The organism is Mesorhizobium sp. USDA 4413, from assembly GCF_056280365.1.
This window is the reverse complement of sequence record NZ_JBVPRP010000001.1, coordinates 1,740,607-1,765,512: the sequence shown is the minus strand read 5'-3', so window position 1 is coordinate 1,765,512 and position 24,906 is coordinate 1,740,607. Positions and strand designations below refer to the sequence as shown.

Annotated in this window: 21 protein-coding genes; 18 read left to right on the top strand and 3 right to left on the bottom strand. The window is 64.3% G+C overall.

Annotated features, from left to right (window positions below; all coding sequences use genetic code 11):
* Positions 1–223: 223 nt before the first annotated feature.
* From tssA to ACVMIM_RS08530, 17 genes are all read left to right on the top strand, one after another.
* Positions 224–1,399, top strand: a complete 1,176-nt coding sequence (gene tssA, locus ACVMIM_RS08610) for a type VI secretion system protein TssA (RefSeq protein WP_476117148.1) — start codon at positions 224–226, stop codon at positions 1,397–1,399.
* Positions 1,400–1,404: 5 nt separating this feature from the next.
* Positions 1,405–1,941, top strand: coding sequence for a type VI secretion system contractile sheath small subunit (tssB, locus tag ACVMIM_RS08605; protein ID WP_040994294.1), 537 nt, complete (start codon positions 1,405–1,407; stop codon positions 1,939–1,941).
* Positions 1,942–1,944: 3 nt separating this feature from the next.
* Positions 1,945–3,450: a type VI secretion system contractile sheath large subunit gene (gene tssC, locus ACVMIM_RS08600; protein ID WP_278047531.1), complete on the top strand. Its 1,506-nt coding sequence runs from the start codon at positions 1,945–1,947 to the stop codon at positions 3,448–3,450.
* A 73-nt stretch (positions 3,451–3,523) separates the two neighbouring features.
* On the top strand, positions 3,524–3,973 hold the full coding sequence (locus ACVMIM_RS08595; RefSeq protein WP_278047792.1) for an Hcp family type VI secretion system effector: 450 nt from the start codon (positions 3,524–3,526) through the stop codon (positions 3,971–3,973).
* On the top strand, positions 3,960–4,712 hold the full coding sequence (gene tssE, locus ACVMIM_RS08590) for a type VI secretion system baseplate subunit TssE (RefSeq protein WP_476111582.1): 753 nt from the start codon (positions 3,960–3,962) through the stop codon (positions 4,710–4,712). Before ACVMIM_RS08595 ends, tssE begins: the two co-directional genes overlap by 14 nt.
* A 1-nt stretch (position 4,713) precedes the next feature.
* Positions 4,714–6,588: a type VI secretion system baseplate subunit TssF gene (tssF, locus tag ACVMIM_RS08585; RefSeq protein ID WP_476111581.1), complete on the top strand. Its 1,875-nt coding sequence runs from the start codon at positions 4,714–4,716 to the stop codon at positions 6,586–6,588.
* A complete protein-coding gene (tssG, locus tag ACVMIM_RS08580; protein ID WP_476111580.1) occupies positions 6,552–7,616 on the top strand; it encodes a type VI secretion system baseplate subunit TssG in 1,065 nt (354 codons plus the stop codon). The genes tssF and tssG overlap by 37 nt, the downstream gene beginning before the upstream one ends.
* Complete coding sequence (gene tagH / locus ACVMIM_RS08575) at positions 7,616–9,064, top strand: type VI secretion system-associated FHA domain protein TagH (protein WP_476111579.1); 1,449 nt, start codon at positions 7,616–7,618, stop codon at positions 9,062–9,064. Before tssG ends, tagH (ACVMIM_RS08575) begins: the two co-directional genes overlap by 1 nt.
* A 4-nt stretch (positions 9,065–9,068) precedes the next feature.
* The gene (gene tssJ / locus ACVMIM_RS08570; RefSeq protein WP_040994279.1) at positions 9,069–9,521 is read left to right on the top strand and encodes a type VI secretion system lipoprotein TssJ; all 453 of its coding nucleotides are present in this window, start codon (positions 9,069–9,071) and stop codon (positions 9,519–9,521) included.
* Positions 9,522–9,556: 35 nt separating this feature from the next.
* Complete coding sequence (gene tssK / locus ACVMIM_RS08565) at positions 9,557–10,891, top strand: type VI secretion system baseplate subunit TssK (RefSeq protein WP_476111578.1); 1,335 nt, start codon at positions 9,557–9,559, stop codon at positions 10,889–10,891.
* A gap of 4 nt (positions 10,892–10,895) precedes the next feature.
* Complete coding sequence (gene tssL, locus ACVMIM_RS08560) at positions 10,896–12,221, top strand: type VI secretion system protein TssL, long form (RefSeq protein ID WP_476111577.1); 1,326 nt, start codon at positions 10,896–10,898, stop codon at positions 12,219–12,221.
* A complete protein-coding gene (tssM, locus tag ACVMIM_RS08555; protein WP_476111576.1) occupies positions 12,221–15,763 on the top strand; it encodes a type VI secretion system membrane subunit TssM in 3,543 nt (1,180 codons plus the stop codon). Before tssL ends, tssM begins: the two co-directional genes overlap by 1 nt.
* Positions 15,745–16,287, top strand: a complete 543-nt coding sequence (gene tagF / locus ACVMIM_RS08550; RefSeq protein ID WP_476111575.1) for a type VI secretion system-associated protein TagF — start codon at positions 15,745–15,747, stop codon at positions 16,285–16,287. The genes tssM and tagF overlap by 19 nt, the downstream gene beginning before the upstream one ends.
* Positions 16,287–17,387: a DUF2169 family type VI secretion system accessory protein gene (locus ACVMIM_RS08545; RefSeq protein ID WP_476111574.1), complete on the top strand. Its 1,101-nt coding sequence runs from the start codon at positions 16,287–16,289 to the stop codon at positions 17,385–17,387. The genes tagF and ACVMIM_RS08545 overlap by 1 nt, the downstream gene beginning before the upstream one ends.
* Complete coding sequence (locus ACVMIM_RS08540; protein ID WP_476111573.1) at positions 17,384–18,403, top strand: 3-oxoacyl-ACP synthase; 1,020 nt, start codon at positions 17,384–17,386, stop codon at positions 18,401–18,403. The genes ACVMIM_RS08545 and ACVMIM_RS08540 overlap by 4 nt, the downstream gene beginning before the upstream one ends.
* Complete coding sequence (locus tag ACVMIM_RS08535; protein ID WP_278047520.1) at positions 18,403–19,365, top strand: DUF4150 domain-containing protein; 963 nt, start codon at positions 18,403–18,405, stop codon at positions 19,363–19,365. Before ACVMIM_RS08540 ends, ACVMIM_RS08535 begins: the two co-directional genes overlap by 1 nt.
* An 11-nt stretch (positions 19,366–19,376) precedes the next feature.
* Entirely contained in the window at positions 19,377–20,219 is an 843-nt protein-coding gene (locus tag ACVMIM_RS08530) for a WD40/YVTN/BNR-like repeat-containing protein (protein WP_278047519.1), read from the top strand.
* Here the strand turns inward: ACVMIM_RS08530 and ACVMIM_RS08525 are convergent.
* Genes ACVMIM_RS08525 through ACVMIM_RS08515 form a run of 3 tightly spaced genes read right to left on the bottom strand, consistent with a single transcriptional unit; the run spans position 20,210 to position 23,337 of the window.
* Positions 20,210–20,578: a hypothetical protein gene (locus tag ACVMIM_RS08525; RefSeq protein WP_278047518.1), complete on the bottom strand. Its 369-nt coding sequence runs from the start codon at positions 20,576–20,578 to the stop codon at positions 20,210–20,212. The two genes, ACVMIM_RS08530 and ACVMIM_RS08525, sit on opposite strands and share 10 nt — an antisense overlap.
* The gene (locus tag ACVMIM_RS08520; protein WP_278047517.1) at positions 20,578–21,003 is read right to left on the bottom strand and encodes a DUF6484 domain-containing protein; all 426 of its coding nucleotides are present in this window, start codon (positions 21,001–21,003) and stop codon (positions 20,578–20,580) included. The genes ACVMIM_RS08525 and ACVMIM_RS08520 overlap by 1 nt, the downstream gene beginning before the upstream one ends.
* A 9-nt stretch (positions 21,004–21,012) precedes the next feature.
* Positions 21,013–23,337: a type VI secretion system Vgr family protein gene (locus ACVMIM_RS08515; protein ID WP_476111572.1), complete on the bottom strand. Its 2,325-nt coding sequence runs from the start codon at positions 23,335–23,337 to the stop codon at positions 21,013–21,015.
* Positions 23,338–23,643: 306 nt separating this feature from the next.
* Here ACVMIM_RS08515 and tagH (ACVMIM_RS08510) point away from each other — a divergent pair, with 306 nt between their 5' ends.
* Positions 23,644–24,726 carry a type VI secretion system-associated FHA domain protein TagH gene (tagH, locus tag ACVMIM_RS08510; RefSeq protein ID WP_476111571.1) on the top strand — a complete coding sequence of 361 codons (1,083 nt, stop codon included), beginning with the start codon at positions 23,644–23,646 and terminating at the stop codon, positions 24,724–24,726.
* Positions 24,727–24,906 lie beyond the last annotated feature (180 nt).

The following is a 24,906-nucleotide window of genomic DNA, read 5'->3' as shown; positions in this document are numbered from 1 at the left end:
TTACACAAGCCTTGCAAACTCGTGGCCAACAAACACGATTGCTGTCCGGGCTATGCGAGCCATTTCACATACCGGGTCCGACAATCGCGCAATGGGTTTCGCCGAAGAGAACGGTCGCGTTTAGCTTCCGTTAGTTTTTGCGCAGATGCTCAATTGTCGTCGCGTGAGGCCGGTGATAACGTTACGTCACATAGGGTCTCAGGGCCGCTGGCTGGGGGTTAGTGTGATTGATCTCGCACTCTGGCTCAATCCTCTGAACGGTGAGAATCCGTCGGGAGAGGACTTGCGCAACGACCCGGCCTTTCATGAGCTGGAGCGCCTGACAGAGCCTCAGCTCAAGGTTGTCCATGACGGCAACGGCAAGCCCACCTCGCAATCCAGTCCGGTCGACTGGGTGGCGGTGCTCGAAAAGGCCGAAGAGTTGCGCTCCCGCGGCAGGGACCTGCGCCTGCTGGTCATCGTCGCGCGGGCCTTGGCAAACGAAGAAGGGCTGGCGGGTCTCGCCCAGGGCCTGAGGCTTATCGCCGAGACTTTCGAGCGGCATTGGGACACGATGCATCCGGCGCTGCGGGCGAACGCGCCGCCGCGCGAAGCGGCCTTGCGGCGCATCAATGCGCTTCTCGACCTCCAGAACGCCCAGCAGGGCCTGCTGGCGAACCTGCGCGAGAAGATCTTCTTTTCGCCGCGCCAGGTCGGACCGATCAGCGGACGCGATCTGGAACAGGGCGCGCTCGACGAGCGCCTCATGCTGCAGGAAGCGGCCTCGGGGCTGAACGCCGCCGAAAAGGCGGCCTTGGTAAGCGCGCACAACCACTTGCTGAACCGGGTGCGCGCCGGATGCGCGGCACAAATCGATCAGGCCGGCGAGGCGATGACGTCGCTGCTGGGCGACGCGCATGCCGCGATCGCCGCCCTCGACGCCGTGGACGCCGCGCTCAACGCCCGTATCGAAGGCCATGGCGCCACCGTCCCGGAATTGAAGAAGTTCCTGCAGCGTTTGCTGACGACGCTGGAGCGGAATTCCGGTGCCGCCGCCACGACGAACGGTGCCGCTAAGCCCGCTCCGCAAGCGGTAGCGGAACCAGCAATGCCCGCCCGCAACGGTCATGGAGCCGAGACGATGGCAAGTGTGGCAAGCCCCATGGAAGCGAGCGCCGGTCTGCCGGATCGGATCAACTCGCGCGACGAAGTCGTCAAATGCCTCGACCTCGTCGTCGCCTTCTACGACCGCACCGAACCGTCCAGCCCCATCCCGCATCTCGCCCGGCGCGTGCGCCGGATGGTGCACATGGATTTCGTGGAACTGATGGAAGATCTCGCCCCGTCGGGGCTGAAGGAATTCCGGCTGCTCGCCGGTGTCCCCGATCCCAAGAAGCCCGTCCAGAAGGATGAAAGGTAGAAAGCATGCCAGCAGAGAGCAAAGCGAAGGTCATCGAAAGAAACCGCGCGCCGCGCGTGCAGATCGCCTACGACGTCGAAACCTACGGCAGCCCGACGACGATCGAACTGCCGTTCGTCATGGCCGTGATGGCCGACCTTGCCGGCGCATCGCAGACCAAGGAAGCGTCGAAGTCGGTCCTCGATCGCAACTTCGTCGAAACCGACGCCAACCGGTTCCCGAAATTCATGGAAGCGATGGGTCCGCGCGTGAAGGCGCGGGTGAAGAACACCCTGCCGCAGCCCGAAGGCCAGGAGCGTGAGGAAGAGCTGGCGATCGATCTTACCTTCTCCAAGATGGGCGACTTCGCGCCCGACAAAATCGCCGAGCAGGTCCCGCAACTGGCCGAGATCCTGAAGATGCGCCGGCAGCTCGAGGAGCTGCTCGGCTTCATGGACGGCCGCGTCGACGCCGAAAAGCGCATCGCGCAGCTTCTGAACAACGAGCCGCTGCTGAGCAAGATCGCCAGCCAGGCGATGGATGACGGCAAGGGCGAGGAGTAAGTCATGGCCGAACAGCAAAAAACCGCAGTCGCCACCGCCGAAGCGGAAGCGATAGATCTCGGCGAGTTCAGCGGGCTCCTGGAAAAGGATTTCAAGGTCAAGAAAGACGACAGCGAAAAGCTGCAGCAGCTGGTGCGCAATCTGGCGCTGGCCGCTCAGTCGCGCTCCGAGACGACGACCATCTCGTCCAATGCGATCAAGTCGATCAAGTCGCTGATCGCCGGCATCGACAAGATGCTGACGACGCAGGTCAACGAAATCCTGCATGCGCCGGAAGTGCGCGAGATGGAAGGCACCTGGCGCGGCCTCTGGTACCTCGTCAACAACACCGAGACGGATACCAAGCTGAAGATCCGGGTGATGAACATCTCCAAGGAGCAGCTGGCCGACACGCTGGAAGACTATGAAGGCCAGATGTGGGACCAGAGCCCGATCTTCAAGAAAGTCTATACGGACGAATATTCGATGCTGGGCGGCGAGCCGATCGGCTGCATTATCGGCGCCTACGAATTCTCCAACCACCCGCGCGATGTCGGCCTGCTGCGCAACATTTCCGGCGTCTGCGCCTCCGCGCACACGCCGTTCATCGCGGCCGCCTCGCCGCGGCTGTTCCGCATGGACAGCTGGCAGGAACTGCCCAACCCGCAGGACCTGCAGATGATCGTGAACAACCCGGCCTATGCCTCATGGCAGTCGCTGCGCGAAAGCGAGGACGCTCGCTATATCGGGCTCACCATGCCGCGCGTGCTGGCGCGCCTGCCCTACGGCTCGGAAACCGTTCCGGTGAAGGGTTTCACCTTCGAGGAAGAGGTGGGTGGCGACCACAACAAATATGTCTGGATGAACGCCGCCTTCCCGATGGGCGTCAACATCAACCGCAGCCACAAGCTTTACGGCTGGGGTACGCAGATCCGCGGCGTCGAGAATGGCGGCACGGTGCTCAACCTGCCGGTGCACGCCTTCCCGACCGACGACGGGTCGATCGCGATGAAATGCCCGACCGAGGTCGCCATCGACGACCGGCGCGAGGCGGAATTGGCCAAGCTCGGCCTGATGCCGATCCTGCATCGCAAGAACACCGATCTCGCGGCCTTCATCGGCGCGCATTCCCTGCAGGACGACGAGACGCGCGCCGGGCGTCTGGTCGATCCGGACGCGCAGGCGAACGAACGGCTGAGCGCTAACCTGCCCTATCTGTTCCCCGTCTCGCGCTTCGCGCACTACCTCAAGGCGATCGCGCGCGACAAGATCGGCTCGTTCAAGGAACGCAGCGATATGGAGATCTGGTTGACCGAATGGATCAACCGGTACGTGCTGGCCAACCCTGCCTTTGCGGACGACAAGGCGCGCGCCAAGCGCCCGCTTGCCGCCGCCGAGGTCCAGGTCGACAGCGTCGAGGGCCGGCCCGGTTACTACAATGCCCGTTTCTATCTGCGTCCGCACTACCAGCTGGAAGGCATCAATGCCTCGCTCCGGCTGGTGTCGGAACTGCCGTCGGTGAAGGGCTGAAATCGTTAAGCAAAGTCATCCTGTTTCGTAGCGGTGGAGAAAGACAATGCCAGACAGAACCGATTCGCCTTCGATGAAGATCGACGGCTTCCTGAAAGTCCCGGACATCAAGGGCCCGAGCAAGCGCGACGGCCATGAAGACGAAATCGAGATCCATGGCGTCGATTACAAAATGATCGCGCCCTACGACCCCAACTCGCTCTCGCGGCGCGGCCGCGTGTCGATGGGAATGATCAAATTCCTCAAGCATTACGACAAGTCGTCGCCCTATCTGAAGAAGGCGCTGTTCGAGAACAAGGCGCTCGACGAGGTGGTGTTCTCGGCCCGCCGCACCATCGACGGCGAGACCAGCGACTATCTGGTCGTGACGCTCACCGACGCCTCGATCATGGAATACGACATGCGCCAGGACGCCAACGAGTCGGACCTGATCGAGGAAGAGGTCAGCTTCGCTTACAAGAAGATCAAGTTCGTCTACGACAAGGACGACGAGATCGAAATGGACGTCTATGTCGGCAAGTGAGGCCAAGCGGCCTGGCGCGAAAGCGCAGCTCGCTGGCAGCTCCCGGGCAAAACGCGAGGCGGTCCAGCCCTCGCTCTGGGACCGCCTCGTCAACGATCTGCCCGGGCTGACCTCGGAGATCGATGGGTTGCGCCGTCTGCTGGACGAAGAGCTCGGCGCCGAGCGCGTCGAGGCTCTTCTTGGAGGCAGCGCGCGCGCCATCGATGCCGATGCCGAACTCACATCCGAGCAGAAACGACGGCTGCACAGGCTCATCTTCCAGACCGAGCATCGCGCCGAGATCGAAAGCCGCGGCGTGGTGGTGTCAGCGCGTGTGCTCAGGGAAGCGGTCCGGCGCGACATAGAGGCCCTGTTCAACACCGAGCGCTTCGAATCCGTGCCGATGCTTTCAGGCGCCGAGCACGAACAGCCTTTGGACGAGCTGCCGCCGCTCGGCGATTTTCCGGAGGTGCGCCGCAGCGTCGTCAATTACGGCGTGCCGTCCTTTTCGGGCCGCTCGTCGCGGGATTTCGACCGCGATACCCTGGCGCGCGAGATCCGCGCGGTGCTCGCCACCTTCGAGCCGCGTCTCAAGGAAAGCGCCACGACCGTCAACGTCACGCTCGGCGACAAAAGCGTCGGCCTCAAGATCGAGATCGATGCCGTGCTGATCATGACGCCGACGCCGGAACGCATGCGGCTGCGCACCACGATCAATCTCGACAACGGCTTGGCGCGAACCGAATTCCGGGAGACCTGAGATGGATCGGGTCTTCGTGGAGTATTACGAAGAGGAACTGACCCATATCCGTGCGCTGGCCGCGGAATTCGCCGACATGCATCCGGCGGTCGCGCGCAACCTTTCCCTCGACACCGTCCCTTGCCCCGATCCTTATGTCGAGCGGCTGCTCGACGGCGTGGCTTTCCTTGCCGCTCGCACGCGGCTTAAGCTCGACGCAGAGCGCTCGCGCTTCTCGCGTGCCGTGCTCGACGTGCTTTATCCCGACCTGGTGACCCCGGCTCCGGCGACGGCAATGGCCGTGCTGAAGCCCGGCCAGCAGGTGCAGTCAATGATCGCCGGCCACGCCGTCGCGCGCGGCACGCGGCTGGTCTCCAGCCTGCATCCGGGGCTTTCGACGCGCTCGACCTTCACCACCGCGCAAGAGGTGACGCTGTGGCCGATCGCGATCACCTCGGTCAGCTACTTCCAGGACCGCAGCGCGCTGGCGGCCGCCGGCATCGCGCCGGTCGGCGGGGTGCGCGGCGAAGCGGCATTTCGCATCACGCTCGCGCGAACCGGAAAAGGCAAGCTCAGCGAATTGTCGCTCGACCGTCTCGACCTCTATTTCACCGGACGCACCAAGGCGCCACTCATCTTCGACGCTATCTTCGGCGCCTGCTCGGCCGCCGGCGCGCGGGCGGAAGGCAAGACCAATCCGCTCACCGCCCTGCCCGAACCCGAAATGATCGGCATCCACGACGATGAAGCGCTGATGCCGCGCACGCGGCCGACCTTCGAGGGATACCGGCTGCTGCGCGAATATTTCATGATCCCCGAGCGCTTCCACTATGTACGCGTCGCAGGCCTGCAGCCCGTGGTGCGCAAATGCGATGGGGGAATGGAGATCATCTTCCTGTTCCGGCGTCCGGTGCCGGAACTCGCCGATGTGACGGCGGCCGATTTCGAGCTGTTCGTGACGCCGATCATCAATCTCTTCGAACGCGAGTGCGACATCATCGAGATCGATCCGCGGCGGACTCGCCAAGTGCTGCATGCCGATCGCACCCGGGCGCGCGACTTCGAGATCTTCCGCGTCACCCGGGTGGAAGATGCCGACGCCGAAAGCAGCGAGGCGGTAATCCCAGAACTGTTCAGCCTCGGGCAGAACCGCGGCAGCGGCTGGGTCTATTCGACGGAGCGGCGCCCGCGCCGGGCGACGGAAGACGAGCGCCGCGACGGCCTGACCCGCACCTCCTACACCGGCGACGATGTCTTTATCGCCGTCTCACGCCCGGCGGGAAGCCCGGCGAACCGGCCGCTCAAGCGGCTCGACGTGATGGCGCTCTGCACCAACCGCGATCTGCCGATCCTGGACGACACGCCGACGCTGACGCTGGAGACCGCCGATCCTGTGGAAGCGGTGCGGCTGCTCGGCGCCCTCCGGCCGCCGCAGCCGGCGATCCCGGCAGCGCTGCCGGCCGGCGCCGAAGGCGAATCCCGCGCCGACAATCTCGCCTGGCGGCTGGTGGCGCAGCTCTCGCTCAATTTCCTCAGCCTCGCCAAGGAAGGCCGCGGTGTCGATCCGCTGCACGCCCTGCTCGACCTCTATGCCGACCGGGGCGATCCGAGCCTTGCCCGCAACGTGCATTCGATCACCCGCATCGACTCGCGCCCGGTGATCGAACGGCTGCAGATCGACGGACCGATGTGTTTCGGCCGCGGCACCGAGGTGACGCTGCATGTCGACCAGTCGGTGCTGGCGGGCCAAAGCACGCTGCTGCTTTCGGCCCTGCTGGCGCGGCTGTTCGCCCGCCATGCCGGGATAAATGGTTTCGTGCGGACGCGTACGCGGTTGCTGCAGAAGCAGGAGGATGTGCCATGGCCGATGACGCCCGGCAATCGCTACCTGATCTAGCGCAGCCTGCCCTAACCAAATCGGAGTCGCTGTCGGAGGAATATGATTTCTTCGAGCTGCTGCGCCGCCTGGAGCAGCGACGCGGGCTGTTCGGGCATTCCGGAACCGCGGACCGCGAGCCGGCAAGGCTCGGCCAGCATGTGCGGCTGAGCTTCTCGGCCAGGGACGTGATCAGATTCCAGGATGCAGGCGAAAAGGCTCCGGCGCGGGTCACCATCGCCAATCTCGGCCTGCTCGGGCCGGAAGGTCCGATGCCGCTGCATCTGACGCGCTGGGTGCTCGACCGGCTGTCGCAGCGCTGGTTCACCGGCACCGGCGCCGAGCAGACCAGCGACACGACCTTCGTCGACTTCGTCAACATCCTGCAGCATCGGATGATCGCGCTCTACTACCGCGCATGGGCGGATGCGCATCCGGCGGTGCAGGTCGAACGTTCGGTCGGCGGACGCGTGCGCGCCATGCTGGAGGCGATGGCCGGGATCGGACTCCCCGGCACCCAGGATCCCGAGCTCGACACGGTGCGGCTGCGTCAGGCCGGATCGCTGGCCAACCAGGTCGACGGCGCGGAGCGGCTGACGCTGTTCCTCGCCACCGCCTTCAAGGTGCCGGTTGAGATCAAGGAATTCGTCGCCGCCTGGATCACCATTCCGAAGGCGCTGCAGAGCCAAGTCGGCAAAGCCTATGCGGCGCTGGGCGGCGGAGCAACGATCGGCCCGCGCGTCTTCAGCCGGCAGAGCCGGATCGAATTGCGCGTCGGTCCGCTCAGCCTCGACGACTTCAAGTCGTTCCTGCCCGGCGAACGGCGCCTTGCCCTGTTCAAGAAGGCGGTGCGCGACATGATCGGCGAGGCGCTCGATGTCGATCTCAGGATCGTGCTCGCGCGCGACGCCGTGCCACCTCCGAAGATGGGAACCATCCAGCTCGGCCGAACCTCCTGGCTTTCACGCCCCGCCGAAAAGGGCGACGCCGACGATCTCAGACTGCGCACCATCGTCGGCTGGCGGCCGGACATGGCGGAGGCAGCCTGATGAGCCTGCTTTTGACCCTGGAACAAGGCCCGCGCTCGCAAGTGGTGAGGCAGACCCGGTTGGACGAGGGCGAGCTGGTGATCGGCCGCAGCGCCGATGCCGGCTGGCAGATCGACGATCCGGACATGTTCGTATCGCGCGCCCATTGCAAGATCAGTGGCGGGCGTGACGGCTACTTCGTCACCGACACGTCGAGCAGCGGATTGTTCATCGACGATTCCGACAGCCCGCTCGGCGCCGGCAGGTCGACGCGGCTGCAAAGCGGCATGCGGCTGCGCATGGGCGATTATGTGCTCCATGTCGAGGTTCAACCCAGCGCCGGCCACACGTCGATCGATCAGGCGCCGATCGCCAATGCCGCGCCGGCATGGTCATCGCCGCAATCGCGGACGCCGGCCAGCCTCGGCGGCGACGATTTCTTCTCGGCCAAGGTCGAGGAGGAGCCGCGGCCGCCGCGCCCGGCCGAGTTGCCGGACCCGTTCGAGCAGCCTGTGCCGGGAGCCTATGACCGCGCCTCGAACCAGCGTAGCTCGCCTGCCTTCGACGACCCGTTCAGCCTCGATCCGGTGGCGACGCCGGCCTCGGACGAAGGCCCCGCCGCCGGCCGGTCGGATCCGTTCGGCTTCGGCGACATGCCGTCGCGCAACGATTTGCCCGAGCCCGCGCCGAAACCGTCCGGCTTCGACGATTTCAGCTTCGGGCCGCCAGCGGCGCCCGCTTCCGCCAACGGTGCCGATCCAACTGGCCGGGTCGAACGGCCGGCCGGGAAGCCGAAAGCCGTTCGTCCATGGGAGATACCGGCGCAGGCAGCCGGACCCGCTGCACCCTCGCCTCGCCCCGTCTCCAAACCGTCACGCCCGATATCGGCAGCGCCGAGCGACATGGCATTGCGCGCCGCCTTCCTGCGCGGCATGGGCATCGAGGAGGCCGATTTTCCTGGACGCGACCCGATCGCCGAAATGGAAAAGTTCGGGCGCGAATACAGGCTGATGCTCGATGGTCTGATGCAGCTCTTGCGCAAGCGCGCCGAGGAAAAAGGAAGTGCGCGCGTCGCCCAGACTATGGTCGGCGCCTCCGAGGTCAACCCGCTCAAATTCCTGCCGACGGTCGAGGATGTGATCGTCACCATCATCTCGGAACGAAGCCCGGGCTTCCTCTCCGGCGAGGCGGCGATCGGCGACGCGGTGAAGGATCTCGCGCAGCATCACGTGCGCGCCTGGCGCGGCGTGCAGGCAGCGCTTCGGCGCATGATCGACCGTTTCGATCCGGCCGCGATCGAGGAAGAGCTAAAGTCCAATTCCGCGATCGGCAATCTGCTCGCCGGCGGGCGTAACGCCAAGCTTTGGGAGCTTTACCAGAAACGCCATCGCGACATCGCCCAGGGCGCGGAATCGAGCTTCCTGGGGGAGATCGGCGCAGACTTCAGGGACGCATATGAAGAGGAGTAGGGACATGATCGACAGACGGGAATTCATCGTTGCCCTTGGCGCAACGGGGCTGCTTGCGGCTTGTCAGAGCGGCCCGCCGAAACCATCGGTCATCACGGTCAATGTGACCGGTGGCGCCGGCATGAACCCGGGACCGGGCGGCAGCGACAGGCCGGTGACCGTGCTGGTGATGCGGCTTGCCAGCACCGGCAAGTTCAACTCGGCCGACTATTTCGCACTGCAGGGCGATGCCGGCTCGGCGCTCGGCGCCGACCTGATCGGCTCCGACGCGATCTCGGTCGCGCCGGGCAAGACGGCGGCCAAGACCATCACGGTCGAGCCGAACGCGACGGCGCTCGGCTTCGTGGCGCTGATCCGCGAACCGGGCGGACGCAACTGGCGTACGACCAAGTCCGTTTCGCCGGGGTCGAAATTCACCATCAACGTCAGCCTCGGCAAGGGCGGCATATCCGCCTAGCAAACCGACGGCAGGACAGTGCAGAGAGCAGTGGCATGAGCGACGCAAACAGGGTGCTGTGGTCGGAGGGCCTGTTTCTCAGGACCCAGCATTTCCAGCAGCAGGACCGGTTCTTCGAGGGGATGGTGCGCGGCGCCTTGCAGGCCGGCCAGCTCCACACGTTCGGTTTCCAGCAGCTGACGCTCGACCAGTCGCTGCTCGACGCCGGCCAGGTGTCGATCGTGTCCGCCCGGGGCATCTTCCCGGACGGCACGCCCTTCTCCATCCCGGAACTGATGGACGCGCCGAAGCCGTTGCCGGTCACGGCCGACACCGGCGCCGGGCCGGTGCTGGTGGCGCTGCCGCTGGAGCCGCCCGGCGGCGTCGGCTTCGATCCGGCGCATGCCCAATCGACCGGCGCGCGCTACCACGGCAAGATCGTCCCGGTGCGCGATGCCGTGCAGGGCGGCGCCGATCCGGAAGAGATCGAAATCGCCCGGCCGCAGGCGGTGCTGCTGGCGCCCGGCAAATCGGTCGGCGGCTACACGGCGCTGCCGGTCGCCGACATCAAGGGCGTGCGCGCCGATGGCGGCGTCTCGCTCGACGAGGGCTTCCTGCCGCCGACACTGATCACCGGCGCCGTGCACTGGTACCGGCAATTGCTGCAGGAGGTCGTCACCGGCCTCGACCAGATCGCCGAGGCGCATGGCAAGATGGTGATGGGCGGGGCCGGCCGCAGCGTCGAAGATTTGCTGATGCTGCATCTCGCCAATGCCGCGCGGCCGCGGCTTGCGCATATGCTGGCGCAGGACGTCTTCCATCCGGCCGAGCTCTATCTCGAGCTTGCCGGCCTCGCCGGCGAGATGGCCACTTACGGCTCGAGCTCGCGGCGGCTCGGCGAATTGCCGGCCTACGACCACATGGGGCCCGGCCCGGCCTATATGGCGCTGGCGGATGCCTTGCGTTCGCTCATCCTTAGCCTGCGCTACATCGAGCCGAAGTCGCGCGCGCTGCCGGTCATGCGGCACGCGACCAACGTGTGGAAGGTGCGCATCGATAATCCGAAGCTTCTGGTCGCCAGCCGCATCGTCATCCGCGTCGGCTCCGAGCTCTCGGAAGACGCGCTGCGCAAGATCTTCGTCAACCAGGCGACGGTCGGCTCGGCGGACCAGTTCGAAGGCCTGTGGAAGTCGCGTCTGCCGGGCATTCCGCTGAAGCCGTTGCATTCGCAGCCGCGCGAGATCCCCTATGACGGCGACCGGCTGTGCCTGGAGCTCGACCAGAAGAGCGAGCACTGGGCCTCTCTGCTCGACGCCCCCGGCTTCGTCATCGGCGTTTCCGGCGTGCTGCCGAGCGAGCCGCAGGTCGACTGCTATTCGGTGAACAGGTGAGGCCATGAGCCGGGATGATCCTTTCGGACTGTCGGAGGATCGCGAACGCACACGCATCCGGCTGACGGGCGCCGCGCCCCGGCCGATGGCGCCGCTGGCGCCGGGCGCGCCGGTCAAACGCGCGCGCGCCCATCCCAACACGCTGATCAACATCTTCGCGCCGCTGCTCGAATTCGCACCGGAGCTCGAAAGCGCGCTGGCGCCGGAGAACCCGGAGGTGATGCGCACGCGCCTGCTCGACGAGCTGGTGCGGGCGCGCGACGCCGCTGTTGCCGCGGGCTCCTCGCTGGAGCGCGCCGACCAAGCCGCATGGGCCGTGGCGGCGCTGCTCGACGACCTCGCGCTCAACACGCCATGGGGCGGCGCCAGCGCCTGGCCCCGCCAGCCGCTTGTCGTGATGCTGCGCGGCGACGTCGATGCCGGCACCCAGTTCTTCACGCGCCTCGACGAGCTGGAGCGGCATCCCAACCGCGACCGCGAGATGCTGGAACTGCAATATTACTGCCTGGCGCTCGGCTTCCGCGGCAAATACCGCGTGCCCGGCCGCGCCGGCGACCGGTCGCTCAATGCCGTGCGCGTGGCGGCGGCACGCTTCCTGCGCAATGCGGATGCCGAGGACGCGCCGCTGTCGCCGAACTGGAAAGGCGTGATCGCCTCCGACGAGCCGCAGCGCTTCATCGTGCCGATCTGGGTGATGGCGCTTGCGGCGGTCGTCGTCGCCGCGGCTGCCTATATCGGCCTGTCGATGGGCCTGAGCAGCCAGGCGGTCGAGCTCTCCGCGCTCGTGCGCACGCTGCCGCCGGCCTCGCGCGGCGACGTCACCCGCGCGGCGCCCAAGCAGGACGCGCCCGCGCCTGAGCCGCAGCCGGTCGATTTCGCGTTGCTGCCGGAGTTCAAGGCCGAGGCGCCGGACAACCTCAAAGGAGCGCTCAGCGGCACCGAGAGCGTTTCGCTCGCCAAGCTGGTCATCCAATCCTCCAATCCCGAGCTCTTCCAATCCTCCCGACCGACGCTGACGGAAGGCTACGAGCCGCTGATCGAGTCGATCGCCAAGGTGATCCTCGACAACAAGGAGCTGATCGGAAAGATCACCGTGGTCGGCCATACCGACAATGTGCGCCTGCAAAAGTCCAACCCGCTGGCCAGCAATCAGCGTCTGTCGGAAGCGCGCGCCGAAACCATAGCCAAGCTTCTGGTGCAGGCGGGCGTGCCGCAGGAGAGCATCTCTTCCGAGGGCCGCGCCGAAACCGATCCGGTGGCGGACAACTCGACACGCGAGGGCCGCGCGCTCAACCGGCGGGTCGAGGTTCTGGTCGAGAAGAGGCTCTGATGTTCATCCTGCGCTTCCTCTGGGCCGTCATCACCTCGCGTTTTCTCTGGACGCTGATCGGGATAGCGCTGCTCTCGCTGCTGATCTGGGTGTTCGGCCCGATCGTGCAGGTCGGCCCTTACGCCCCGTTCGAATCCGACAATGTGCGCATTGCCATCATCGCCGGGCTGATCATCCTGTGGCTGATCTGGCTGATCATCGCGCAGCGCCGCGCGATCCGCGCCAACCGCATGTTCGTTGCCGAGATCGCGGCGCCTGTTCAGGAAAAGCAGCTCACGCCCGGCGAGGAAAGCGTCGCGGCCGTCGGCGCCAAGTTCGGCGAGGTGATGGCCGAGCTCAAGCGGCGCAAGCTCGGCGGCAGAAAGTTCCTGCGCGAGATGCCCTGGTATGTGATCGTCGGTCCGCCGGCCACCGGCAAGACCACGGCCTTGCGGCAATCCGGCCTCAATTTCCCGATCGACCTCACCGACGATCTGCAGGGCGTCGGCGGCACGCGCAATTGCGACTGGTTCTTCTCCGAAAACGCGGTTCTGATCGATACCGCCGGCCGCTACGTCCAGCAGGAGAGCCAGCCGGATGTCGACGCGGCGGAGTGGCTCGGCTTCCTCGACCTTTTGAAGAAGCACCGCGGCCGCCGCGCGCTCAACGGCGTCATCGTCGCGCTGTCGATCGATGTGCTCTCGGAAGGCGACGAGGCGATCAAGGCGCATGGCCGGAAAATCCGACGCCGGCTGGCGGAGCTGAACGACCGGCTCGAGATCCGCCTGCCCGTCTATCTGATGCTGACCAAGGCCGACCTGATCAAGGGCTTCGAGGCCTTCTTCGGCGGCTTGTCGACGACGGTGCGCGAGCAGGTGTGGGGAACCACTTTCCCGCTCGACGTTCGCGTCAACGCCGGCATTATCCAGACGGAACTTGCCAGGCTTGCCGCCGAGCTGGAACGGCGGCTGGTGCCGCGCCTGGAGGACGAGGACAAGCTCGGCGCACGCGCGGAAATCTTCCGCTTCCCGGCGCAGCTGGCGAGCCTTTCCGAGCCGATCCAGGTGCTGGTCGAGGCCACGTTCGGCGAGAGCCGGTACGAAGAAGCCGCCTGGCTGCGCGGCCTCTATCTGACCTCGGCGACGCAGGAAGGCGCGCCGATCGACCGGCTGACCGCGGCGCTGTCCTCATCCTTCGGGCTGCCGCCGCGCCGCGCCATGCCGGTGTCGCGTGTCGAGAAGCGCAGCTTCTTCCTCAGGAACCTCCTGACCGAGGTGATCTTCAAGGAGGCCGGCCTCGGCACATTCGATCCGCTGGCGCAGCGCCGCCGCGCCTGGATCTGGCGCGGCGCAGCGGCCGCCTGCGCGCTCGCAGCTTTGCTCGCCGGCGGACTGTTCACCTGGTCCTATCTCGACAACCGCAACGCCATCACCGAACAGGCCGGCCAGTTCGAGGCATTGCAGCAGCCGCTGACCGACGTCGCCGCCATGCCGGCCGCGGTCGAGCAGCCGACCATGGACGGGGCGCTGGCGGCGATGGACGCGGTGGCAGCCGCCAGAACCGCGCCGCCGGATGCGATCCACAATCTGCTCGGTCCGACCGCTTCCGCCGAGCTGGTGCGCGCGCAGGCCGACACTTACGACCATGCGCTGCGCAATGTGCTCGAGCCGCATATGGTCGCGCTCCTGGAGGCCACGATGTGGCGGCAGATCCGCGATCCGGATTTCATGCTCGGCGCGCTGAAGACCTACCGCATGATGACCGGCCTGTCGCAGATGGACACCGATTTCGTGCAGAACTGGTGGGTGAACAGCCTGCCGCAATTCGCGCCGGCCGCGCCCTTCCCGACCGCCGACGCCGAGGAGCACCAGCTTGCCGCAATCCGCCGCATGGCGGTCGACGACAGCTACATCGCGCCGGACAAGGAACTGGTCGCCGAGGCGCTGAAGACGGTCTGCACGATCTCGCTGCCGGAGCGCGCCTACAAGCAGCTTCTGGCTGACCCGGAAGTGGCAGCCGTCAAGGAATGGGTGCCGGCCAATTTCGCCGGGCCGAACGGCGCCAAGGTGTTCGCGCGCCGCTCCGACAAGACGCTGCGCGTCGGCGTGCCAGGCCCCTACACCTATGCCGGCTTCCACGACGCGATCCTCGATCGGGTCGAGGATGTGGCGGGACAGGCGGCGCTCGACCGCGCCGTGTTTGCCGGCGGCTGTTCGGAGAATTCGGAGACGTCGGTCTCCGCGCTGTCGGAAGACATCCTGAAGCTCTACTACGACGACTATATCGCGCAGTGGGACAGTTTCCTGCGCGACATGCGGCTGGCGCCCCTGACCGACCTCAACGTCGCCAGCGAGAACCTCAAGGACCTTTCCAGCGCCGACTCCGCGCTGAAGCGCCTGCTGACGGCGGTGGTGCAGGAGACCGACCTGACCCGATCCGACGACGCGGCGGCCGAGGACAAGAGCGGCGGGGCCGCCAAGACCGGTTCGAAGCTGCTCAGCAAGCTCGGCAAATTGGGCAAGGTGGTAAAGACGGGCGCGAAACTGCTGCCCCGCGCGGGCTCGGCCGATCAGGTCGATATGACCGGCAGTTTGGTGGCCGAGCATTTCAAGCCGCTCAAGGGCACGATCGCCCAGGTCGACGGCCAGCCGCCGGCGCTCGACGCGGCCGTCGTGGCGCTGACGGCGCTGTCCAACGTGCTGCAGACGGTGACTGCCAATCCCGATCCGCAGGATGCGATCAAGAAGCAGGGCGGGCTGGCCGAACTGACAGGCGCGGTGGCGAGACAGGCGCAGATCCTGCCCTCGCCGATCAACGACTGGCTGGGCGGCATTGCCGGCGACACCAGCGGCCTGTCGCAGAAGGCCGTCACCAACGAGCTCAACGCCATCTGGCGCGCCGACATCCTGCCTTTCTGCCAGGCCGCGCTCAACAACCGTTATCCGTTCAGCCCGGACAGCGCGGTCGACGTCAATGTGCGCGACTTCCAGCGCCTGTTCGGGCCGACCGGACTGATCGACGCCTTCACCAACGACCATCTGATCAACTATGTCGACACCGCCAGCGAACCGTGGAAATGGCGCGCCGATTTCGGCCTCGATCCGGCGGCGCTGGCGGCCTTCGAGCAGGCGCGCCACATCCGCGACGACCTCTTTCCGGGCGGCACCGGCCCGGTGATGAATTTTACCCTGGAGCCGAAGGACCTGTCGCCTAACGTGGCCAGGGTGACGCTCAACCTCGATGGCCAGAACCTTGTCTACTACAACAACGCGACGAGGCCGCAGCCGATGACATGGCCCGGCAAGGACGGCACCGGCGTGATTTCGCTCGCCTTCCAGCCGGTCGACGGCTCGCCCGAAGTGATGCTCAACGAGACCGGCAGCTGGGCGTGGCTGAGAATGCTGCGCGGCGGCCGCTTCACCGCGACCAAGCTCACCGACGTCTACAGCCTGCGGCTCGGCACCAAAGGAATGTGGGCCGATTTCGAACTCAAGGCGGCCAGCGTCGAGAACCCCTACACGTTAGAGATGTTCAAGAAGTTCACATGTCCGCCACAGATATGAATGTGCCCGGCTTCTATGGCAAAATGCCCGCCGCCGGCGATTTCGTGACGCGCCGGCTGCCGGGCGATTTCGTGCGCGTGTGGGACCGCTGGCTGGCGCAACACATCGTGCCGCTGTTCGACCTTGAAACTTGGCCGGCGGAGACCGCGTTGCGCTTCCTAGCGGGCCCAGCCTCGTTCGGCGCCTCGATGGGCATCGTCGTGCAAAGCGCCGACAGGATTGGCCGCCGGTTTCCCCTGAGCGTCGTCGTGCGGCTCACCGAGGCGTCTCTCACGCTGGCCTATGCGGATGGCTGGTTCGACGGCATCGAGGGCGCAGCCTTCGCGGCACAGCGGGGGGAGTTGGCGCCCGACGAGCTCGACGCGATGCTGGTCAAACTGCCCGCTCCGTTTGTCGATGGCGAAAGCGATGTCATCGGCGACCTGGTCATGTGGACGGCGCATACGGATATTTTCGACGTCGATCCGCAGGCGCCGCAATTGACGCTGGAGCAGATCTTCGCCGCGAGGTGGGAGACCAGCTGATGCAGATCTGGAACCAGATGGGCTATCCGCACCAGTTCACTATGGGCATGGATAAGGCCGGCCATGAGTGGCTGGTCGTGGTGGTGAAGGGCACGTTCGATTTTCCGGAGAAGCCGGGCGGACTGGTGCGGAAATCGGCGGGACAGGTTCCGCTGGTCATGGCCGATACGCATACCGGCGCGCCGGGCTATTCGGCAGCACTGTGGGAAACCGACTTCGCCTTCCGCAAACCGCGCTGCGACGTGATCGCCAATGGCTGCGCCTACGCGCCGGGCGGACGCCCGGCGGAGCGGGTGCCGGTCGGCATCAAGGTCGGCAACTGGTCGAAGCTGTTCGAAGTCGTCGGCCACCGCGAATGGCGTGCTGTCGGGCCCATGTTCACCGCAACCGCACCGCAGCCCTTCCTGAAACTGCCGATCTCCTACAATGTCGCCTGGGGTGGCGTCGACCGGCTGGACCCCGGCGACCAGCTTCCCGCCAGCTACAAATACAACCCGGTCGGTACCGGCTGGTCGCGCGCGAAGAACCAGCGTTTCATTCCAGGCCTTCGCCTGCCGAACACGCAGGCTATCAATGAGGAAATCCGCTCGCCCTTCGGCGACTACAAGCCGATGAGTTTCGGACCGATGGGCCGCGGCTGGCCTGGCCGCATCGAATATGGCGGTACCTATGACCAGAACTGGATCGACAATGTCTTCCCTTTTCTGCCTGAGGATTTCGATGAGCGCTATTTCCAGATGGCGCCACCCGACCAGCAGATCGATCACCCGCGTGGCGGCGAGGACGTGGTGTTAGTCAATCTGACGCCTGAGGGGCGCGTGAGCTTCCGGCTGCCCAACACGGCGCTGCCGCTGACGCTGTTCAAGGACAGCGACAAGTCGCTGGAGGCGACGATCCATCCAGACACTGTCCTATTTGATCTGGAGAACCGTCGCTTCTCGCTTGTATGGCGCGCTTCGCAACGCATTCATAGGTCCATCCTCGATTTTTCGGAATGCTGGGTTGGCCCACCCACGGAGTCGATGCTGCGTGCGCACGCAGCAGGCAAGGAGTATGTCCGTGCAGAGGGAACCGCGCCTGAGGAGGTCGAGGACGCATGAGCGCCAGACTCGACATCGCCTCGGTCGGCATGGTGACCGCCGTTGGTCTCGACGCGCCTTCGGCTTGCGCGGCCATGCGTGCTCGGCTCGACGGTTTCCAAGAGACGAGTTTCGTGTCAGGCGCCGATACTCTGATCGGTGCGCCCGTGCCGTTGCCCCGAAGCTGGATTGGCGAGAAGCGTATGGCACACCTCGCTGCAGCAGCGATTTCTGAAGCCTTTGAAGCCGTGCCACAGGCGCGCGGCAATACTGCCCTCATCCTCTGTCTTGCCGAGGAAGATCGCCCCGGCCGGCCGGTTGATGATGGCCTGCGCTTGCTACACAGTGTTGCGGAGATCACCGAAATTCAACCCAATATGCGTTCCCGTATCGTCGCGCATGGTCGACCTTCCGGGCATATCGCACTCGATCAGGCGCGCAGGATAATGGCATCGGGCGAAGTGCCCTATGTGATGATTGCAGGCGTCGACAGCTACCTCACCGCGCCTGCCATCGCTTACTATCTCGGCGAAAATCGCCTGCTCGCCGCCGACAATCCAAACGGATTTATTCCGGGTGAGGCCGCCGCCGCCGTCTTGTGCGCGCGCTCGCGCGGTGACGGCCTGCGCCTCTTCGGACTTGGTTTGGCGCGTGAACCGGCAACAATCTACAATTCCGAGGACCTGCCATTGCGTGCGGACGGAATGACTTCGGCCTACAGCACTGCGTTTAAAGAAACCGGCATCGAGATGAACCGGCTTGGCTATCGGATAGCTGACCTCATTGGCGAGCAATACTGGTTCAAGCAGAGCGCCTTGGCCAGCCTCAGATTGCTGCGTGGCCGCCACGATTTTCAAGACATCTGGTCCCCTGGCGAGTCCCTCGGCAATATTGGCGCGGCGGTGGTTCCGCTAATGGTCGGCATGGCTTGGATGGCAGCGCGGAAGGGATACGCCGCGGGAAATCCCGTTCTGATTGAGGCATCTAACGATGCCGGTGCCTGCGGGGCGGCAATCCTCGCTGCGAGGGCAGCCTGATGACTGTCTACGCGAATGGTCTGGAGATTGCCTGCAAAGCACAGGCGAACAAGGTGATTGCTGCCTTTCCAGACGTTTGTTTCACGCCGCCTGAAAATCCGGCAACGCCACCGGGCGTGCCTATTCCATACCCTTCGTTCGGACTCGATTCCGATACCGATAACGGGACGGGGACCGTCAAAATCGGCGGTAAAACCATCACTCAGAAAAATAAGTCATACTATACCAAGACCAGTGGTACCGAGGCCGGGTGTGCTGCGAAGAAGGGCGTAATCACCTCGGTCAACACCGGCAAGGAGTATGCCGTAGCCTGGTCGAGCGACGTCAAGGCTGACGGTGAACCGGTCAGCCGCATGACCGATCTGTCAACCAACAATCACGCCTCGCCGACCGGCAACGCGCCGCCTTGGCCGAAGATCGGAAAGTTGAAAATCGGCCGGCAGTCGTGTGCGTCGATCTTGGCGAAGCTCGGCATGAAGGTGCACCGCTACGGCGACGCCAGCAAGGAATGCGCGTCCAACCAACAATCGGACCATATCCTACAAAATGCCTGTTTCCAGAATTCACGTGGAGGGCAGGCCATTAGCACAACACCGGGCTACACTATGAACGATGCCCCCTGCGTGTGCCTTGAAGACGCTACCGATCCGAACACCGAGCATGGCCGCAAAACCGCAGCGCAAGGCGAGTGGGCTAAGGCACAACGCGCAAAAGGCACGAACCCCAGCTACGAGGAAGTTCGGGAAGCCAATATGGAGGCCATGAAAAAGGCCAAGAACATCCCGGATGGGCCAAGGGGTAAGGAGCACCCGGCCATCGAGTGCCTGAGAATGATTTGCGACATTCACTTCAAGGCAATGATGAGCGGCCCAGAAAGCAAGAAAGACGACACCCAGGCGCGCGCGCCCGCGACCGGCAAATTCAAGCCAAGTCCCACGAGTACAGTTCGCAGAGGACGCTAAGGAGACATGGTATGGCTGATTACAGCGTAACGGTAAATGGCACGGTTGTGGCCGATGACGGGACCATTTCTTCCGCCGTCGCATACTATGACGGTGAAAGTTTCTACTCGTTCGTCATCTCCGAATCCGATGTGGCAAGCGACGACAATCAGACCGAACGACTTTACGAAAAGCCGTGTTGGTTCACAGACATATGGCGTTCCAACTCCGGTCGTTTGTACGTGTGCGATGACAATGGCGTGGTGCATTCGGGCTCAGGGACCGAATGGGCGGAAGCCCAGGTCTCGCCCCGCCACCTGAATACGGTCTGGGGTTTCGACGACAACAGCATCTATGCCGGAGGATCGGAGGGAGTTGTTTATCGCTGGGACGGCATCCGCTGGTCCGCTGCCAGTCCCGCGCTCGGCAACACCATTCTTTGCATAGCTGGGTCGTCGTCCAACGATCTTTACGTATCTGGCGAAGGTGCACTTTTCTGGCACTACGACGGCAGGCAGTGGGCCCAAATCCAGCTGCCCACCAACGCGATCTTGGTTGGACTGTTGGTACTGTCCTCGAGCGATGTCCTCGTCTCGGGCAGCGCAGGGACCTTGTTTCGCGGCTCTGGCCTTAACTGGACCGATGTCTCCCAGCGAGGCCGAGACTTCTACAAAATGGCGTTCTACCGAAAAAAAATCCACATTGCGGGCGGTGGGCAAGGAGTGTTCATATTCGATGGAGCAACGGTTTCCAACCTGAAGGATAGTTTCCCCGTCTATCGGCTTTCATCCAATGGCTCGTACCTTGCGCTGGCAGGCGGGAACTCCGCCGTTAGATACAATGGCTCGGACTGGGACGGTCCAGATTATACTTGACGGTTCGAATGAGATTGCGTGTCTGGCTTCGGCTTCGCAGCCAGATAGGTGCGCACCCTGGCAAGATCGAGTTCGGCAACCGGCAATGCTTCTTTGACCGAGAGCATGCGCACGACGAACAATTCCCCGGCTTCGGGATATTCGGCGTAGCGCTCGTTTGCGATCTCGATGCCGACCTCGCCAGCGACTCGTAGCCCGTCAAGATGTGCTTCCAGGCGCTCGACGAGTCGGGCAAGCCGCTCCTCGTCCATGTCCGGGTTCCTTCCGGGGTTGAGGAGGTTATGGTCGTATATTGTCCAGAGGAACGCAGCCATCTCTGCGTGCTGGCGGATAATTTCGCGAAGGACGGGTGCCGGCATCAGTTCAAATTGACCGAGCCGCCGCGGATGCGATTGGCGGCGCTTGCATGGCTTGTGACGTAGGTGCCGCGGATTGTGATGTGCCCGTCCTTCTCCATGACAATGGTCGCTTTGCCGCAACGAAGCTCGAGGCGCTCATTTGCCGTGATCCGCATCTGCTCACCGTCGCGGATGATGTGGGGGATATTTGATCGTTGCTGAGGATCGATGATGCGCCCGACAATCAGCGGTCGACCGAGATCTCCGTCCTGGAACAGCAACGCCACCTCCGCGCCGATCATATCCGACGTGAGTTCTGCGAGGCTGCGCGCCGCAACGGCTGTCTCCCGCGGGTTTCCCGGAAAGACGACAAGCGGCCCGCCCTCGTCGAAACCCAGGAATAGGCCGATTACCACACCTTCAATGCGCTCGACTGTCTTGGTCATCGAAACCCCTCAGTTCTGCTTTATCTCCGAGCCCTTCATGGTGATGTCGCTCGATGCCTTTATGTTGATCTTGCCCGATCCGCTCACCGAAATGTCCTTGCCGGAGATGGAGATCGTGCCATCCTTCTTCATCGCGATCGCTGCCGAGCCGCAAGTGATGGTGATGGCGTCGCCGGCTTCAATGACGAGGGCCTTGCCGACCTTGATAGCTCCGTCCTCGCCGACCTCCACGAGGCTGCCCTTGGCTATTTTCAAAGCCCGCGAACCGCCCACATCGGTCGCATCGTCCTCCGCGATCTTCGCATCACGTCCCTTGCCGATCTTGGAGGTATGCGCTCCGCCTATCTTGAAGCTCTGATTTGCACCGACGTCCACTGATTGGTTCGAACCCACCGTCCAGCTGTCATCTGCCCCAATGCTATGGCTTTGCGCCGTCCCAACAGTCACACTCCGCGACGCACCAATCGTGTTCGTCTGCGAGGCGCCGACTGTTCGGGCTTCCGCTGCCCCCACGGTGTCGACCCGTGCAACGCCCACCGTGACCGTCTGGTTGAGCCCCACTGTCTGCGAATGGTTCGCGTCGATGTTTTCCGTCGAATTCGAAACGACGTGAATCGTCTCGTTTGCCATCACCGTCAGCGATCGGTTCTTACCCACCGTCTCGGTATCGTTCGACCCGATGTTCGTCGTCTGGTCTACGCCGATCTTGACCGTCTTATTGTTGCCGACGTCCTCGTCGAGGTTGTGGCCGACGGAGTGCTTGGCGTCGTGGTCGATGCGGTCGGACTGGTCGTGCTGGACCGTCTTGTTGCGGTCGTGCTTGATCAGCAGGTGATGGTCCTTCTGCGCCTGGAAGTTGACGAGCTCGGAGCCGGCCTTGTCCTCGAACATCAGCTCGTTGTAGCCGCCGCCGCCTTTGGACGAGTTCGACTTCCAGCCGGATTGCGTGGCGTTACCCGGCAGCCCGTAGGGCGGCATCTGCGAGGCGTTGTAGACGCGGCCGGTGATGATCGGCAGATCCGGATCGCCTTCGATGAAGTCGACGATGACCTCCTGGCCGATGCGCGGGATCTGGATGAAACCCCAGTTGCTGCCGGCCCAGGTCTGCGAAACGCGCACGAAGCAGGAAGAGTTCTGGTCCTTCTTGCCGAGGCGATCCCAATGGAACTGCACCTTCACGCGGGCATATTTGTCGGTGAAGATTTCTTCGCCTGAGGGACCGACCACCGTCGCCGTCTGCGGCCCGCGCATGATCGGCCGCGGCGTGATGCGCGGCGGCCGGTAGGGCAATTTGGTGGGCGCCACGCCCAGTACCACCTTGAAATTCTCGCTGTGGGCCTCGTTCTGGGTCCGATAGCCCGGATCGAACAGCCGGTATTCGGCGCTGACCACCAGATAATCCTGGTTCTGGTCGTCGCGCGGAAAGCTCTCCAGCGTGAACTTGCAGCCGGAAAAAAGGCCGCGCACCGTGCCGACCGCCGTGCTGTGCTGGTGCACGGCTTGAAGCTCCTCGCGGCGGATCGCGGCGATCTTGTCGCCGCGCCCGACATCGAGATGAGCGCCGGGCTGGCGATAATTTTCGCCCGAGGCCTCCTTATGGGCGAAAGGCTGGGCGGATTTCGCCATCAGATCGGCGCCGGGCTTCTCGAAATCATAGTCGGTGTGGGCATAGGCGCCCGGCCGCACCGCACTGCCAGGGATCCATTCGGTGATGTATTCGACATCGCGCCGCGAGGCCTGTCCCTCGAAGTTGTAAAGCACCTTCTCGTAACCCGGCGCCGGCTTCAGCTTGCTCATCGCGTCGCAGAGGATGAGCGTGTGCTTGCCCTCGTCATGCTCGAAAAAATAGAAGATGCCTTCATGCTCGAGCAGCCGCTGCACGAAATCGAGGTCGCTCTCGTCGTACTGGACGCAATATTCGCGCGACGGGTATGAACCCTGCAGGCGCTTTTCGAATTTCGCGATGCCGTATTTGGAGAAGATCTTCTCGACGATCTCCACCGCCGTCATGTTCTGGAAGATACGGCAATCGGTGGTGTTGCCGAGGAACCACAGCCATGGCCTGACGGTGGCCTCGTAGAAGGCCAGCCGGTCCTCGATGCGGGTCAGCTTGAAGTCCGACACGAGGCCGCTGAACCAGCGCTTCGGATCGGATTCGCCCTCGACCGAAACGGCGCCGCCCAGCATCTTCAGCGGGTCGATGTCGCGGTTCTTCGAGACGAAGCCGACCGTGTAGGCAAAGCAGCGGCTGATCTCATCGCGGCCGATGAGATGGGTGAAGGTCAGGTCGGCGCCAGCCGGCGTCTGCACAACCGTGGCGCGTTCGTTCGGCATGGTCGTGCCCCTCCTGGACGCGGCCGCCAGTATGATGGATTGAAGCCCCCGCTATGTTAACCGCATCACGTTCGGGAACTTTTCACGCCCACCGCACCGGACCGCTTTCAGCCTAGCACATGTTTGGCGGCGGCCAAATAACAGCTGTGGCTAAACAGGCCTATGCGCCGGTGTGAAACGCTCCTCTCCCGCCGCGCTCGCAAGCTGCTAGAATGCCAAAGCAATTCCTGGATGGTACGTTGGCGTTTCTGCCCGGAATTGCGGAAAAGATAAGCATTTGTTGACCAAGTTCGGCGACGCTTGCGGATGTTCATCTCGCTCCAGATCAGCAATGTCGACAGGCTGCCGGCCGGCACCGCCGCCAGCTATGCCGCCCGTGACCGCAGCTTCGAGATCGGCCGCGAGAATTGCGACTGGACGTTGTCCGATCCGGACAAGTTCATCTCGGGCCGGCACTGCGAGGTCCGCTACCAGGCGGGTTCGTTCTGGCTCTACGACCTTTCGCGCAACGGCACCTTCGTCAACGGTTCGAGCCAGCGCATGAGCGGGCCGCACCGGCTGGCCCAGGGCGACCGGCTGCTGATCGGCCGCTATGTCGTCGGCGTTTCAATCGAAGACGAACGGGCCGCGGCCGGACATGCGCAGACCAGGACCGGGTCGACGCAGCGCGAGCTGCCGCCCTCGACCGGCCGCCCGCTGGACCCCGGCCATGAGCGGTTCTTCAGTCCGGCGGAACAGCGCCCGACCGGGACGGCGCCCGTCTCGACATCCTCGGCGTTGCAACAGCCGGGTCCAGCAGCCCTACCCAATCGGCCCGCGGAAGCGGACGCGATCCTGCGGGAAATCGCGAGGGCGGCCGGCATCGCGCCGGACCTCCTGCAGGCGCGCGACCCGCACGACGTCGCGGCCGAGATCGGCGCGGTGCTGAGGACCACGGTCGAGCAGCTATCCCTGCTGCTCAAGGCGCGCGCGGCGGCAAAGGTGCTCGCCAAGAGCGCGCATCGCACGATGATCGGCGCCGAGGGCAACAACCCGCTGAAATTCGTGCCGGGCACCGACGACATATTGGAGATCATGTTCGCCAAGCGCAGGGCGGGCTATCTCGATGCCAGGCACAGCCTCGAGGATGCGTTCCGCGACCTGAAGGCGCACGAGATCGCGACCTATGCCGCCATGCAGGCGGCGCTGTCGCGGCTGCTCGACGACCTGTCGCCGGAGGCGATCGCCAAAAAAATCCCACCGGCTTCCTTCTCGTCCAGGAAGAGCCAGGCCTGGGACGCGCTCGTCGCGACATGGCGGAGGATGGAGGACGAGCACGAGAACGGCATGCTGGATGTCTTCCTCGCCTATTTCGCCGAAGCCTACGCCAAAGCCGACAAGCAGAAATAGACGCAGGCACCGACTGCGCCCGCCGTATGTGACGGGTCTCACAGAAGAAGCCGCCCCTTCGAGCATCTTGGTTTCCGATTCAATCGGCGGCCCCGTTTCAATTGGGTATCCGGGCGACTAGAATGCGCAAGGACGCTTGCCCGGCGGGCAAAGCGGCGCGGCTTGGGGCGTGTGCAGCAA